This is a genomic window from Actinomyces timonensis (assembly GCF_040702965.1).
Classification (GTDB): Bacteria; Actinomycetota; Actinomycetes; order Actinomycetales; family Actinomycetaceae; genus Actinomyces; species Actinomyces timonensis_A.
Map to the genome: position 1 here is coordinate 1973828 of NZ_CP159989.1, position 14041 is coordinate 1987868.

12 protein-coding genes and 2 pseudogenes are annotated in these 14041 nt (G+C 73.4%); 10 read left to right on the forward strand and 4 right to left on the reverse strand.

Translation table 11 applies throughout. The annotated features are described in order from the left end of the window. The first annotated feature begins 270 nt into the window (after positions 1–270). Both cysK and epsC read left to right on the forward strand, forming a co-directional pair. Positions 271–1209 carry a cysteine synthase A gene (cysK, locus tag ABXS69_RS08570; RefSeq protein WP_366180263.1) on the forward strand — a complete coding sequence of 313 codons (939 nt, stop codon included), beginning with the start codon at positions 271–273 and terminating at the stop codon, positions 1207–1209. A gap of 153 nt (positions 1210–1362) precedes the next feature. Beyond that, complete coding sequence (gene epsC, locus ABXS69_RS08575) at positions 1363–1938, forward strand: serine O-acetyltransferase EpsC (RefSeq protein ID WP_366180264.1); 576 nt, start codon at positions 1363–1365, stop codon at positions 1936–1938. Positions 1939–2030: 92 nt separating this feature from the next. Here epsC and ABXS69_RS08580 read toward each other — a convergent pair whose 3' ends face one another. From ABXS69_RS08580 to ABXS69_RS08595, 4 genes and pseudogenes are all read right to left on the reverse strand, one after another. Next, a complete protein-coding gene (locus ABXS69_RS08580) occupies positions 2031–3041 on the reverse strand; it encodes a zinc finger domain-containing protein (protein ID WP_366180265.1) in 1011 nt (336 codons plus the stop codon). 57 nt (positions 3042–3098) lie between these two features. Continuing rightward, the gene (locus ABXS69_RS08585; protein ID WP_366181580.1) at positions 3099–3611 is read right to left on the reverse strand and encodes a glycerate kinase; all 513 of its coding nucleotides are present in this window, start codon (positions 3609–3611) and stop codon (positions 3099–3101) included. Beyond that, positions 3544–4287 (reverse strand): annotated as a pseudogene (locus ABXS69_RS08590) (glycerate kinase); the annotation flags it as partial. The pseudogene ABXS69_RS08590 and the gene ABXS69_RS08585, both read right to left, overlap by 68 nt. Next, the gene (locus tag ABXS69_RS08595; protein ID WP_366180266.1) at positions 4259–4720 is read right to left on the reverse strand and encodes a ribose-5-phosphate isomerase; all 462 of its coding nucleotides are present in this window, start codon (positions 4718–4720) and stop codon (positions 4259–4261) included. The pseudogene ABXS69_RS08590 and the gene ABXS69_RS08595, both read right to left, overlap by 29 nt. 92 nt (positions 4721–4812) lie before the next feature. Between ABXS69_RS08595 and ABXS69_RS08600 the strand changes: the two are divergent. From ABXS69_RS08600 to ABXS69_RS08635, 8 genes and pseudogenes are all read left to right on the forward strand, one after another. Continuing rightward, a pseudogene (locus ABXS69_RS08600) lies at positions 4813–6925 on the forward strand (M13-type metalloendopeptidase). A gap of 316 nt (positions 6926–7241) precedes the next feature. Then, complete coding sequence (locus ABXS69_RS08605) at positions 7242–8189, forward strand: LPXTG cell wall anchor domain-containing protein (RefSeq protein ID WP_366180268.1); 948 nt, start codon at positions 7242–7244, stop codon at positions 8187–8189. Positions 8190–8209: 20 nt separating this feature from the next. After that, on the forward strand, positions 8210–9292 hold the full coding sequence (locus tag ABXS69_RS08610; RefSeq protein WP_366180269.1) for an LCP family protein: 1083 nt from the start codon (positions 8210–8212) through the stop codon (positions 9290–9292). 114 nt (positions 9293–9406) lie between these two features. Continuing rightward, the gene (pepN, locus tag ABXS69_RS08615; protein WP_366180270.1) at positions 9407–11986 is read left to right on the forward strand and encodes an aminopeptidase N; all 2580 of its coding nucleotides are present in this window, start codon (positions 9407–9409) and stop codon (positions 11984–11986) included. A 119-nt stretch (positions 11987–12105) separates the two neighbouring features. Beyond that, entirely contained in the window at positions 12106–12900 is a 795-nt protein-coding gene (locus ABXS69_RS08620) for a GntR family transcriptional regulator (RefSeq protein WP_366180271.1), read from the forward strand. Then, the gene (locus tag ABXS69_RS08625) at positions 12897–13175 is read left to right on the forward strand and encodes a PTS transporter subunit EIIB (RefSeq protein ID WP_366180272.1); all 279 of its coding nucleotides are present in this window, start codon (positions 12897–12899) and stop codon (positions 13173–13175) included. Before ABXS69_RS08620 ends, ABXS69_RS08625 begins: the two co-directional genes overlap by 4 nt. A gap of 175 nt (positions 13176–13350) precedes the next feature. Continuing rightward, complete coding sequence (locus ABXS69_RS08630) at positions 13351–13581, forward strand: PTS glucose/sucrose transporter subunit IIB (protein WP_366180273.1); 231 nt, start codon at positions 13351–13353, stop codon at positions 13579–13581. Next, on the forward strand, positions 13578–14036 hold the full coding sequence (locus ABXS69_RS08635) for a PTS glucose transporter subunit IIA (RefSeq protein WP_366180274.1): 459 nt from the start codon (positions 13578–13580) through the stop codon (positions 14034–14036). The genes ABXS69_RS08630 and ABXS69_RS08635 overlap by 4 nt, the downstream gene beginning before the upstream one ends. Positions 14037–14041: the final 5 nt, after the last annotated feature.

The following is a 14041-nucleotide window of genomic DNA, read 5'->3' on the forward strand; positions in this document are numbered from 1 at the left end:
AGGACCCCCATGACGCCCGTGCCGGCCACGTGCCTCATGCGTGAGATGTCCGCCTCCTGCAGCCTGTGTCGATAGAGCGCCAGGCTCCTCAAGACGTGCGCGCGTCGCTGCGCGCATGCCCGGCGCTCCGGGACCGCAGGCCCCCGACCACCCCTGCACCACCGCGGCCGCGAACCGCCCCGTCACTCCTCACGCCCTCCGCCTCCCGGACGCCCCCGGGCGCGCCAGCGCGGTGGGCCCGGAACACCACTCACACCTCAAGGAGAACCCATGTCCCACCCATCCCCCATCGCCGAGAACGTCACCGACCTCGTCGGCGGGACCCCGCTGGTCCGCATCAACCGCGTCATCTCCGGCCCCGCCACGGTCCTGGCCAAGGTCGAGGCCTTCGAGCCCGCCAGCAGCGTCAAGGACCGCATCGCCCTGTCGATCGTGCGCGCGGCCGAGGCCTCCGGGCAGCTCAAGCCCGGCGGGACCATCATCGAGGCCACGAGCGGCAACACCGGCGTCGGCCTGTCCATGGTCGGGGCCGCCCTGGGCTACAAGGTCATCATCACGATGCCGGAGACCTTCTCCAAGGAGCGCCGCGCCCTCATGCGCGCCTTCGGCGCCGAGCTGGTCCTGACCACCGAGGGCGGCGTGGCCGGGGCCGCCAAGCGTGCCGCCGAGATCCAGGCCGCCACCCCGAACTCGATCCTGGCCTCCCAGTTCACCAACCCGGCCAACCCCAAGGTCCACCGCGAGACCACCGCCCGCGAGATCATCGAGGCCACCGGCGGCAAGTTCGACGTCTTCGTCGCGGGCATCGGCACCGGCGGCACGCTCACCGGCGTGGGCACCGTGCTGCGCAAGGAGCTGCCGGACGTCAAGGTCTTCGGCATCGAGCCCGCCGAGTCCCCCTTCCTCCAGGAGGGCGACTGGAACCCGCACAAGATCCAGGGCCTGGGCGCGAACATCGTCCCGGAGGTCCTCGACCAGGGGATCTGGGACGAGCTCCTGCACGTCTCCTCCGACGACGCCCTGGCCTACGCCCGCCGCGCCGCGCGCGAGGAGGGCCTGCTCGTGGGCATCTCCTCCGGCGCCGCCCTGGCGGGCGCCGACCTGCTCTCCCAGCGCCCGGAGCTGGAGGGCAAGACGATCGTCACCGTCCTGCCCGACACCGGCGAGCGCTACCTCTCCACGCCGCTGTACTCCGAGTACCTCAACTGAGCCGCCAGCCAGCCCACGGCGCCTGAGGACTCGCCTCAGGCCGACGGCGGTGGTCCCGGGAACAGGATCACCGCCGTCGGCGTTGGGGCGTGAGGCGCCGGCGCGAGCCGCTCCCCGCGCCCGATCAGAGCGCCCCACCGACCGAGGAGAGTCATGCCCCACAGCCACCGCTCCCTACTGGCGCAGGCCAAGGAGGACCTCGCCACCGCGCGGCGCCAGGACCCGGCCGCCCGGACGAGCGCCGAGGTCGCCCTCCTCTACCCCGGCGTTCACGCCGTGTGGGCCTACCGGGCCGCTCACCGGCTGTGGAACGCCGGGCACCGCTTCGCCGCCCGCGCCCTGTCCCAGGCCGCCCGCAATCTCACCGGCATCGAGATCCACCCCGCCGCCAAGATCGGCGAGCGCTTGTTCATCGACCACGGCATGGGGGTCGTCATCGGCGAGACCGCGGAGGTGGGCGACGACGTCCTCATGTACCACGGGGTCACGCTCGGCGGGGTCTCCATGAACCCCGGGAAGCGCCACCCCACGATCGGCAACAACGTGCAGATCGGGGCCGGCGCGAAGGTGCTGGGGCCTGTCACCGTGGAGGACGGCGCGAAGATCGGCGCCAACGCGGTGCTCATCAAGAACGTCCCCCAGGGGCATGTCGCGGTCGGCGTGCCCAGCCGCGTGCGCGACCCCAAGGTCGATCCCGAGCTCATGACCGATCCCACCATCTACATCTGACCGGCGCCCGCCCCGCGCGCCGAGGCCGCGGGGCCAGTCGCCGGGCCGCCCATCAGCCAGCCGGCCGCCCGGGAAGAGAGGGCGGAGCGGCGTCAGGCGCGCTGGCAGGCCGGGCACCAGAAGAGACGGCGCCCGGCGACCTCCCGCTCCGCGATCGGCGTCCCGCAGCGCAGGCAGGGGCGCCCGGAGCGGTGATACACGTACCAGCGGGCGGCCTCCGGATCATCCTCGGGCAGCGGCGAGGGGACGTCGTCGAGGTCGACGGTCGTGATGAACCCCGTGGCCACTCCGTACTCCATGAGGGGGACCAGATCGTCCCACACCGCCCTCAGGCGTGCCGGGCTCACCCGGTTACCCGCCCTGAAGGGGCTGATGCCACAGCGGAAAAGCGCCTCGGCGCGGTAGATGTTGCCCGCGCCGGCCAGCACCGACTGATCCATGAGCAGCTCGCCGATCGCCTTGCGGCGCGCCCGGGCCGAGGCCACGAAGACCTCCCGCTCCCCGTCAGCGCGAAGCGGGTCGGGGCCGAGGCGACGGCGGACCGCCGCCACGCCCTCGGAGTCGAGCACCTCGCAGGCGCTCGGCCCGGTCAGGTCCGCCACCCCGTGCTCGCCGAGCAGGCGCAGCCGGACGGCGCCGCGCGGCTCGGGCGGCACCCACGCCCCGGGCCGGGCGCCGGGCGCGCCGGCCCCGTAGCCCGCACCGCCATCCGCGTCCTCGGCGCCTCCCGCCAGGCCCGCCAGCGCCGAGCCGCCGCCGCCGCGCAGGGCGTGCTCCCCGCGCTCCCCCACTTTCCGCCGCGGCGCCCCGATGGCGTGCGGGGCGATGAAGCGGGAGTCGCCGTCGAAGGTCCATGAGCCGTACAGCCCCAGGTGGACGCGCAGCCACGCGACGGCGCTGTCGCCCACGGGCGCATCGGCGCGGGGCGCGAAGGCGGCGAAGAGGTGCTTGCCATGGGCCTGCGCCTCCAGGAGGACCTGGCCGTCGAGGAGGGCGGCCCCGGCGGCGAAGCGCCCTTGGGGGGAGGAGGCTCTCAGCTCCTGCCCGCCATAGAGCTCGGTGAGCGCGGCGGCGAGTCGGTGGATCGTGTGTCCTTCGGGCATGGGCCGACGGTACCCGTGCGCGGCCCGCGCCAGCGCGCCGCCGTGGGGGATGGGGCGTCAGAGACGGTCCCGCAGGTAGCCGGCAACGGCCTCGCGCATGTTCTGCGGGCCCCGGGCCAGGGCTTGGGCCAGCGGTTCATCGGGGGCCCCGATCTTGACGAGGTCGCGCGCGCCGTGGTCGAGGAGAACCTCCGCGCCGGGCTTGATCCGTCCTGCGAGGACGACGCACGGCACGCCCTCCTCCTGGGCCATGCGGGCCACGCCCGCGGGCGTCTTGCCGTTGAGGGTCTGCTCGTCGACGGAGCCCTCCCCGGTCAGGACGAGGTCGGCCCGCGCGATCGCGTCGCGCAGCCCGATGGCCTCGGCGACGAGCTCGACGCCGGGGCGCATGCGCGCGCCGAGGAAGGCGAGAAGCGCGAAGCCGAGCCCTCCGGCCGCCCCGGCCCCCGGCTCCGCCGCCTCGGCCCGCGCGCCGGTGCAGCTCGGCGATGCGGGCGAGGCGGGCGTCGAGGACCCCCACCATGTCGGCGCTGACGCCCTTCTGGGGCCCGAACACCGCCGTCGCGCCATTCGGCCCGGTCAGCGGGTTGGTGACGTCGCAGGCCACGAGGATGGTCGCCTCGCGGGCGGCCGCGGACAGGCCCGCGAGATCGACGCCCTCGATGCTCCCCATCCGCGCCGGCTCAGGACCGACCGGCTCGCCCGAGGCGTCGAGGAGGCGGGCGCCGAGCTCGGTGAGCATGCCGAGCCCGCCGTCGTTCGTCGCCGATCCACCCAGGCCGATGACGAGGGTGCGGGCGCCGCCCGCCAGCGCGCGCGCCATGAGCATTCCCAGGCCGCGCGTGCTGGAGCGCAGGACGTCCCGCTCACCCGGGGCGACTCGCTCCAGCCCGGCGCAGTTGGCGACGTCCATGACGGCGCGGTCGCCGGCCAGGCCGTAGACGGCCTCGATGGGCCGCCCGAGGGCGTCGACGCTGGGCGCGCGGACCATGTCGGGGCCCCAGGACGCAGCGACCGCGTCGACGAAGCCCTCCCCGCCATCGGACATGGGCATCAGGACGGTGCGGGCCCCGGGGACGGCGTCGCGCACGCCCTCGTCCATGGCCCTGGCGGCCTGGAGGGCCGTCATGCTCTCCTTGAAGGAGTCCGGTGCGAGCACGATCCTCATCGCCGCTCCCCTCTCATCGTCTCGGTGAATGACGCGCCCCGCGCTCGCCTCAGGCGCGACCGTGGCGCGCCGCCTCATAGGCGGCCAGCTGGTCGATACGGCGCTGGTGGCGCGCCGCCCCGCTGAAGGGCTCGGCGATGAAGGCGTCGACGATCGCCAGGGCCTCGTCCAGCGAGTGCATGCGCCCGCCCACGCTCACCATGTTCGCGTCATTGTGGGCGCGGGTCAGGCGCGCCGTCTCCAGGTTCCAGGCCAGGGCGCAGCGCGCGCCGTCGACGAGGTTGGCGGCCATCTGCTCGCCGTTCCCGCTGCCGCCCAGCACCACTCCGAGGCTGCCGGGCTCGTCGACGACGGCCTGGGCCGCCGCCAGGCAGAAGGCGGGGTAGTCGTCGTCAGGGTCGTAGGAGAAGGCGCCGTGGTCGATGACCACATGGCCGGCATCCTGGAGGTGACTGACGAGGGCCTCTTTGGTCTCGTAGGCGGCATGGTCCGTGGCGATATGGATGCGCATGGGGCGATTCTGCCCCAGCTCCGCGGCGCGCGCCCACCCCCGCCGGCCCACAGATGTGCGAAAGGGGATGGCCCCCGGGTTAGGTTGAGCGCATGACCACCACAGGCAGCACAGCCAGCGCCCCTGAATCACCCGATGCCGGCCGTGTCCGCGCGGGAGTCCTCGAGCTCGACGCCGTCGACGCCGGGCTACGCCCGCAGGACGACCTGTTCCGGTACGCCAACGGCTCCTGGCTCGCCACCGCCGAGATCCCCGCCGACCGCCCGGGCACGGGCTCCTTCACGCTCCTTCGCGACGCCGCCGAGGAGGCCTGCCACGAGATCCTGCGCGACGCGGCCGCGAGCGAGGAGGCGGCCCGGCCCCGCCCCGCCACGCCCGCGGGCAAGATCGGGGCCCTGTTCGCGACCTTCATGGACGAGGAGCGCATCGAGGCCCTGGGCGCGCGGCCCCTGGCCCCCGAGCTTCTCCCCCGTCCTGGAGGCCCCCACCAAGGAGGCGCTCGCTCGGGCCCTGGGGGCGGGAGCGCACTTCACAGGGCCCATCGACGCCGGCGTCTACAACGACATCAATGATCCGGACCGCTACACCACCTGGATGGACCAGGCCGGCCTCGGCCTGCCTGATGAGGCCTACTACCGCGAGGAGGGCCGCGAGCCCCTGCGCTCCGCCTATGTCGCGCACGTGTCCAGGATGCTCGGGCTCGCCGGGCTGCCCGAGCGCCTCGGGGCGGGCGCGCAGGACCTGGCCGAGCGGATCATGGCCCTCGAGACGTCCCTGGCCGAGGGCCACTGGGACCGCATGGCCTGCCGGGATATCGACAAGACGAACAACCCGATGACCTGGGGGCAGATCGTGGGCTCCTCCCCGGCCTTCCCCTGGGAGGCCTGGCGCAAGGGCGCGCGGGCGGCCGCCGCCGCGGCGGGGGTGGAGGGGACCGCCTACCTGGACGAGACGATCGTCAACCAGCCCGACTACCTCGCCCACATGGCCGGCTGCTGGGACTCCGCCCCCTTGGAGGACCTACGGGCCTGGGCCTGCTGGCATATCGTCCAGAGCCGGGCCACGCTGCTGTCCAGCGACTTCGTCAGCGCCAGCTTCGACTTCTACGGCAGGACCCTGCAGGGCACCGATGAGCTGCGGCCGCGCTGGAAGCGCGGCGTGGGCCTGGTCGAGTCGAGCCTCGGGGAGGCCCTGGGCGAGATCTACGTGGCCGAGCGCTTCCCGCCCGAGCACAAGGCCGCCATGGAGCGGCTCGTGGCCGACCTCATCGAGGCCTACCGGGACTCCATCTCCTCCCTGGAGTGGATGGGCCCGGCCACCCGCGAGCGCGCCCTGGCCAAGCTCGACCAGTTCACCCCCAAGATCGGGTACCCGGACGCCTGGCGGGACTACTCCGCCGTCGACATCACCCCCGGGGACCTGCTGGCCTCCGTCCGCTCGGTGGAGGCGTACGAGCGCGCCCGGGCCCTGCGCAAGCTGGGCGAGCCGATCGACCGCACTGAGTGGCACATGACGCCACAGACCGTCAACGCCTACTACAACCCGGCGATGAACGAGATCGTCTTCCCTGCCGCGATCCTCCAGCCCCCGTTCTTCGACTCCGGGGCCGACGACGCCGTCAACTACGCGGGCATCGGCGCCGTCATCGGACATGAGATAGGTCATGGCTTCGACGACCAGGGCTCGACCTTCGACGGCACGGGGAAGGTCGCCGACTGGTGGACTCCCGAGGACCGTCAGGCCTTCTCCGCGCGCACCTCCGCGCTCATCTCCCAGTACGACGCCCTCACCCCGGCCGCCGTCGCCGCCAAGCACGAGGAGGCCGGCACTCCCGCCGACGACATCCCCCATGTCAACGGCGCCCTGACGATCGGGGAGAACATCGGCGACCTCGGGGGCCTGGGCATCGCCCTGAAGGCCTACCGCCTGGCCCTGGCCCGCGTCGGCATCGAGGGCTTCGAGGGGGCGCCCGTCATCGACGGCCTGACGGGCCTGCAGCGCTTCTTCTACTCGTGGGCGAGGATCTGGCGCTCGAAGAACCGCGACGACTACGCCGAGCTGCTGCTGACGATCGACCCGCACTCGCCGGCCGAGTTCCGCTGCAACGGGATCGCCAGCAATGTCGACGCCTTCTACGAGGCCTTCGACGTGGTCCCCGGCGATGGCATGTGGCTCGACCCGGAGCAGCGCGTATCCATTTGGTGAGACCGGGGCTCGTGGGCGGGGGTGGCGGGGAGGGCTCCCCACCGCCCCCGCCGCGCTCCACGGGCACCGCGATCCCCGGGAGTCGGCTGAGCTCCGCCGATGAGCGCCGTTCCGGGCATTGGCGCGCCCGGCGCCGCCCCACCCCTCCGCGGGACCCGTCGGGGCTGATGTGGTGGTTGGGGCGCGTGGGCTCACCAGGAGTCGGAGCGGCCTCGCCACACGGATGACGCTCCCTTGCGAACGCGAGCAGATCAGGGCAGGATCGGGACCGTCCCCAAGCGCCCCATGGTGCACCCCGACCTCAAGGAGGACACAGATGCGTCTTGGACGCCCCTTCGCCATCACCGCCGCAGCCGTTCTCGCTGCCGGCGCCGTCACCACCACCGCGACCGCCGCCGAGTCCGACTTCGCCTTCAGCAACGACATCGCCAGCACCGCTGACCCCGCCAGCACCGCCTTCCCCGTCAGCGGCACCGGCTGCGTCAGCACCGCTGACAACCCCGCCCGAGTCCTGGTGGCCCTCGGCCAGGGCGACTCGATCGACAACCTCAAGACCGCGAGGCCCATCGACATCGCCGTCAAGCCCGGCACCAGCGACTGGTCCGGCACCATCGACCTGGCCGACGCCATCAAGCAGGTCGGCATCGCCCCGACCACCGAGCCCTGGGCCATCGTGGCCGAGTGCATCCCGTACGACAAGCACGATGGCGAGACCATCGCCCGCCGCCTCATCCTGGACGCCACCAAGGCCGAGGGCACGCTGACCCTGTCCGAGGACAGCACCGGCGCCCAGAGCTTCAAGTTCACCGGATCCGGCTTCACCCCAGGTGAGACCGTCACGCTGACCCTCAGGAACGACAACGACGACGTCGTGGCCACCCTGGCCGAGATGAAGGTCGACGCCGACGGCAACGTCGCCGCCTCCTTCCCGGCTCCCGCCGGCGTCCCCGACGGCTCCTACAACGCCGTCGTCAAGGGCTCCCGCTACGGCGAGGGCGGCACGCTCGAGTACAAGGTGACCGTCTCCGGCGGCGTGTTCTCCTACGAGAGCCAGGGCGGCGGCCAGCACGAGGGCTCCGCCAACGACGCCGCGGCGCAGAACGCCGCCGCCCCCGCCGGCCCCGCCGCGGCGCAGAACGCGGCCGCCCCCGCGAAGGAGGGCCTGGCCAACACCGGCGCTGACGCGATGACCTTCATCATCATCGGCGGCAGCCTCGCCACCGCTGGCGGCCTGCTCCTGGCGGCCCGTCGTCGTCGCGCCTGACGCCCCACCGGGCCGGTCGAGTGAGCAGTTCACCCGCCGCCCCTGACCGCGCGCCCGCCCGGGCCCCGAGAGCGCTCACCGCTCTCGGGGCCCGGGCGGGCCGTTTCGCGCGCGCTCACCGCGCCCTGACCCCCCTCATCGTCGGCCTCGTGCTCGTCCTCACCCTGGCGCTCGGCGACCTGGGACTCCTCGCCCACCGCATCAGGCACGTGCCCGTCACGATGCCCCACCGCGCGAGCGCCCTGGCCGCGGGCGACGCCACCGTCCCCTACGAGGGCGAGACCTGGCTCATCATCGGCACCGACTCCCGGCTCAGCGTGCCGGGCGGGCCGGACCGCTACGGGGACGCCTCCGAGGACAGGGCCGGCGCCCGGGCCGACGTCGTCGTCCTCCTCCAACCGGGCCCCGGCGCCCCGCGCGCGACCGTCCTGCCCCGCGACCTCACCCTGCCCGCGGGCGGGCCCCGCCACGAGCGCCTGGCCACCTCCTACCTCAAGGGCCCGCAGACCACCGTCGACCTGCTGTGCTCCGCCCTGGGCGTGCCCACCACGCACCTGGTGGCCGTCGACATGGCCGGCTTCGCGAGCGTCGTCGACGCCGTCGGCGGGCTCACGCTCGACATCCCCGAGCCCGTCCGCGACGAGAAGGCCGGGCTCGACATCCCCACCGCCGGCACCCACACCCTCAGCGGGATCGACGCCCTGGCGCTCGTGCGCTCCCGCCACCCGCAGATCCTGCGCGACGGGCAGTGGACCGCCCTGAGCGACGCCGAGGGAGCCCAGCGCCGCAGCGAGTCCACCGGCCTCGTCATGAGCGCCCTCATGACCGCCCTCGCGCAGGAGGCCTCCACCCCGTGGGGCGCGCGCTCCCTGGCGCGCACCGTGGCCGGTGCCCTCACCACCGACGAGGGCACCGGGCTGATCGACCTCGCCCGGCTCGGCTGGGACCTGGCCGGCGGCGCGCCCTCCCAGGAGCCGCAGGGGCTGGAGGTCACCACCGTCCCCGCCCCCACCCAGGGCGACAGCTTCATCGCGCTGCCCACGCGGGACACCTACGCCGCACTCTCGGCCCAGGGCTACGCGCCCGGCACCTGCTCGCCCTGACGCCCCAGCGCTGTTCACGCGCCGCGCATGAGGGGGCGGCGCCGGCGCGGCAGTGAGAGGATCGGGCGAAGCCCCGCGGGGCGCGCGAGCCCCGCCACGATGACAGGAGCGCAGATGCCCGGAATCAACCTGACCCGCGATGAGGCCCGCGAGCGCGCCTCGCTCGTGACCACCGAGAGCTACGACGTCGTCCTGGACCTGTCCGGGGCGGCAGACCCCGACCAGGCGACCTTCCGATCGGTGACCACCGCGCGGTTCTCCGCGACGCCGGGCGCCTCGACCTTCATCGACCTCATCGCCCCCCGGGTGCGCGAGGTCCGCCTCAATGGGACCGCCCTCGATCCGGCCGCGGTCGTCGCGGACTCCCGGATCGCCCTGGAGGGGCTGGCGGAGTCCAACGAGCTCGTCGTCGTCGCCGACTGCGCCTACATGCGCACCGGTGAGGGCCTGCACCGCTTCACCGACCCCGCCGACGGCGCCACCTACCTCTACACGCAGTTCGAGGTGCCCGATTCCCGGCGCGTCTTCGCGGTCTTCGAGCAGCCCGATCTCAAGGCCTCCTTCACCTTCACCGTCACGGTGCCCGATGGCTGGACCGTCTTCTCCAACTCCCCCACCCCCGCGCCGAGCCCCACGGGGGCCGGGGCGCGGGTCTTCTCCTTCGCGCCGAGCGAGCGCATGAGCTCCTACATCACGGCGATCGTCGCCGGGCCGTACGTGGGGGCCACCGATGAGTACCGCGCCGACGACGGCCGCGTGGTGCCGCTGGGCGTCTACTGCCGCGCCTCTCTGGCGGAGCACCTCGACGCCGACGAGGTCCTCGCGCTGACCAAGGGCGGCTTCGCGTTCTACGAGGAGCTATTCGGCACGCCCTACGCCTTCCCCAAGTACGATCAGGTCTTCGTGCCCGAGTTCAACGCCGGCGCCATGGAGAACGCGGGAATCGTCACCCACCGGGACGACTACGTCTTCCGCTCCCGCCCGGTGGAGGCCCGCGTCGAGCGCCGCGCGGTGACGATCCTCCACGAGCTGGCCCACATGTGGTTCGGGGACCTGGTGACCATGGAGTGGTGGAACGACCTGTGGCTCAACGAGTCCTTCGCCGAGTACACCTCCACCCTGGCCACGGCCGAGACGACGCGCTTCACCGACGCCTGGACCACCTTCCAGACCCTGGAGAAGGCGTGGGCCTACAACCAGGACCAACTCTCCTCCACCCACCCGATCGCCGCCGAGATCAGGGACCTTCACGACGTCGAGGTGAACTTCGACGGCATCACCTACGCCAAGGGCGCCTCGGTGCTCACCGCCCTCGTGGCCTATGTGGGCCGCGAGCGGTTCTTCGCGGGGATCGCCCGCTACCTGGAGGCGCACGCCTTCGGCAACGCGACGCTGGCCGACCTGCTGAGCGAGCTCGAGGCGGTCTCCGGGCGGGATCTCGCAGCCTGGACACGGGTGTGGCTCCAGGAGGCCGGGGTGACGGCCCTGCGCTTGGAGACCACCACGGATGAGGCGGGCCGCATCGCCTCCGCCACCGTCGTCCAGGAGGTCCCGGAGGACTCACCGGCGACGCTTCGCCCGCACCGCCTGGCGATCGGCGCCTACAGCCATGACGACTCCGGCGCGCTGACGCGGGTCGAGCGCGTCGAGCTGGACGTCGCCGGCGCGCGCACGCCGGTGCCGGGCCTGGTCGGCCTGCCGCGCCCCGAGGTCCTGCTCGTCAACGACGACGACCTCACCTACGCCAAGCACCGCCTCGACGAGGCCTCCCTGTCGGCCGCGCTGGAGGGGATCGGCGACTTCACTGACTCGCTGGCGCGCTCGCTGGTCCTGGCCTCGGCCTGGGACATGGTGCGCGACGGTGAGCTGCCCGCCTCCCGCTACCTCCACGCCGCCCTGGAGGCGCTGACGGTGGAGTCCCACTCGAGCGTGGTCCAGGGGCTCCTGGCGCGGATCGGCACCTGCCTCGCCCTCTACCTGCCCCCCGCGGCGCGACGCGAGGCCGCCCCCGAGGCAGCCGGGGCCCTGCTGGCCCTGGCCCGCGGCGCCGAGCCGGGCAGCGACCGCCAGCTCCAGCTCGTGCGCGCCGTGGCCGCCCACGCCGTGAGCGAGGAGCAGATCGACGCCGTCGCCGGCTGGCTCGATGGCTCCGCCGCCCTGCCGGGACTTGCGGTGGACGCCGATATGCGCTGGGAAGCTCTCACCGGCCTGGTGGCGGCCGGCCGCGCTGGCGAGGCCGAGATCGCCGCGGAGGAGGCCCGCGACCGCACGACGACGGGCCGCGAGCGGGCGGCGGGCGCCCGCGCCTCGATCCCCACCGCCGAGGCGAAGGGGGCGGCATGGCGGGCGCTCGTGGAGGACTCCTCAATGCCCAATGAGACGCAGCGCCAGGCGCTGGCCGGCTTCGGCCGCGTTGAGCGCGCCCCCGAGCTCATGGCGCCCTTCATCGAGGAGTACGTGGCCGCCATCGAGCCCGTCTGGTCATCGCGGACCTTCCACATGGCCGAGGCCCTGCTGGAGGGGCTGTGGTCCTGCGCGACCGTCGGCCTTCCGGGCGCCGACCCGATCGGGGCGCTCGAGGGCTGGCTGGACGCCCACGCTGACGCCCCGGCCGCGCTGCGCCGGATCGTGACGGAGAACCTCGACGACGCCCGCCGGGTGGCCCGCGCCCAGGCGGCGCAGTCGGCGGCCTGAGCCGTGAGGGGCCGTGGCCCCTCACGGCCCCTCATGGCTCTCGCCTGCCCAAAGGCGCACGTCGTCTGAACGAGGCAGGGCACAATGGGACCGCCCCTGGCCCCGTTCCCGAGAGCGCCATGACCACCTCATCATCCCCACCGAGCCGCCGCGCCCGCTCAGCCCCCCGCGCGCCCGCCAAGTACGTCGTCGTGAGGGACCACCTCCTCGCCCTCATCGCCGACGGCCTCGAACCGGGCTCGCCCATCCCCTCCGAGAGGGAGTTGTGCGAGACCTTCTCCGTGTCCCGGATGACGGTGCGCCAGGCGATCGACACCCTCGTCGTCGACGGCGCCCTGGAGCGCCATCAGGGCCGGGGGACCTTCGTGTCCCAGCCCAAGCTCGACCTCCAGCTGCGCCTGGCCTCCTTCACCGATGAGATGCGCCGGCGCGGCATGGAGCCGGGATCCGTCTTCCTGACCGCCGAGATCACGCGGGCCACCCCTCAGGTGGCCCAGGCTCTCGAGATCCCCGCGGGGGACGACGTCTACCACTTGAGGCGCCTGCGCACAGCGGACTCCACCCCGATGGCGATCGAGGAGAACTGGCTGGCCGCCTCCCTGCTGCCCAGCCTCCTCGAAGGAGCGCTCGACTTCTCCGTCTACCAGCGCCTGGGGGAGGCCGGTCTGGAACCGACATGGGGCGAGGACGTCATCCAAGGGCACGTCGTCTCCTCGGAGGAGGCGATCCTCCTGGGCGTGCCCGAGGGCGCGCCGGCCCTCGACATCACCCGCCGCGCCTTCCACGACGACGTCGCGGTGGACTACTCCCGCTCGCTGTACCGAGCTGACCGCTACACCCTGTGGGTCCCCGTCGCGGCCCCTCATCCCGCGGCCTCACGCCCCTCCGCCCTGCGAACCAGGAGCGCCTCATGAGCCCCCGCCCCCTCGACATGGACGCCCTCCTCAGCGCCCTCGGCGGGGCCGAGAACATCGACGCCCTGGAGCCGTGCACCACCCGTGTACGGATCGAGGTGCGCGATCCGCGGGTGGTGGACCGCGATGCCGTGCGCGCGGTGGGCGCGCACGGCGCGACCGCCGCGGGCAGGGTGGTCCAGGTGGTCGTCGGCCCCAGCGCCGACGACCTCGCGGCCGGGATCGCCGCCAGGCTCTGGCCCGACAACACCGGCGCCACCCACGACGCGGGGTGATCCCGCGCTGTCGCGCCCGCGCGCCCGGGCCCCGCGGGCGCGCGCCATCGGGTGGGCGGCGCCCCCTCCGATGAGGGAGGAGTGATAACGCTCTCAATGGACGGTACTGTTCGCATCAGCCCCTATCTCCGGCCGCCCACCGCAGCCGTGTCCACCGCATCCAGGAGGAGCAACCATGTCCCAGGCACGCCAGATCGTCGAGGCCCTCGGCAGCTTCGACAACATCGTCGAGATCGAGCCCTGCATCACCCGGCTGCGCTGCGAGCTGGAGAGCGTCTCCGCCGTCGACGAGGCCGCGCTCAGGGCCGCCGGCGCCCACGGCGTCATCACCGTCGGCGACGTCGTTCAGGTCGTCATCGGGCCCGCCGCGGACGCGCTCTACGAGCAGATCGAGGACCTCCGATGACCCTGGAGGTCCTCTCCCCCCTCTCCGGGACCGTCGTCGCCCTCGAGGATGTCCCGGACCCGGTCTTCTCCGGCCGGCTGATCGGACCGGGGCTCGCCGTCGATCCTCCCCGCGCGCCCGGGGAGGCCGTCGCGCTGGCGCCGATCCCCGGGCGCGTGGCCAAGATCCACCCGCACGCCTTCGTCATCGCCGCCGACGGATCCCGCAGCGTGCTCGTCCATCTGGGCCTGGACACCGTGGGCCTGGAGGGCAGGGGATTCACCATCCATCGGGAGGAGGGGGAGGAGGTCCGCGCGGGCGACCCGATCATCACCTGGAGCCCGGCGCGGGTCGAAGGGGATGGGTTCAACCCGGTCGTCCCGATCGTCGCCCTCGACGCCGACGAGGCCGACCTCGTCCTCGCCGCCCCCGGCACCACCGTCACCCCCGGGGACGCGCTCATCGCCTGGTCCTAAGCGGG

Coding starts and splice junctions, on each gene's coding strand:
- cysK (WP_366180263.1), top strand. CDS start 271: ATGTCCCACCCATCCCCCATCGCCGAGAACGTCACCGACCTCGTCGGC.
- pepN (WP_366180270.1), top strand. CDS start 9,407: ATGCCCGGAATCAACCTGACCCGCGATGAGGCCCGCGAGCGCGCCTCG.
- ABXS69_RS08635 (WP_366180274.1), top strand. CDS start 13,578: ATGACCCTGGAGGTCCTCTCCCCCCTCTCCGGGACCGTCGTCGCCCTC.
- ABXS69_RS08595 (WP_366180266.1), bottom strand. CDS start 4,720: ATGCGCATCCATATCGCCACGGACCATGCCGCCTACGAGACCAAAGAG.
- ABXS69_RS08585 (WP_366181580.1), bottom strand. CDS start 3,611: ATGGCGCGACGGCGGTGTTCGGGCCCCAGAAGGGCGTCAGCGCCGACA.
- ABXS69_RS08620 (WP_366180271.1), top strand. CDS start 12,106: ATGACCACCTCATCATCCCCACCGAGCCGCCGCGCCCGCTCAGCCCCC.
- ABXS69_RS08580 (WP_366180265.1), bottom strand. CDS start 3,041: ATGCCCGAAGGACACACGATCCACCGACTCGCCGCCGCGCTCACCGAG.
- ABXS69_RS08630 (WP_366180273.1), top strand. CDS start 13,351: ATGTCCCAGGCACGCCAGATCGTCGAGGCCCTCGGCAGCTTCGACAAC.
- ABXS69_RS08625 (WP_366180272.1), top strand. CDS start 12,897: ATGAGCCCCCGCCCCCTCGACATGGACGCCCTCCTCAGCGCCCTCGGC.
- epsC (WP_366180264.1), top strand. CDS start 1,363: ATGCCCCACAGCCACCGCTCCCTACTGGCGCAGGCCAAGGAGGACCTC.
- ABXS69_RS08605 (WP_366180268.1), top strand. CDS start 7,242: ATGCGTCTTGGACGCCCCTTCGCCATCACCGCCGCAGCCGTTCTCGCT.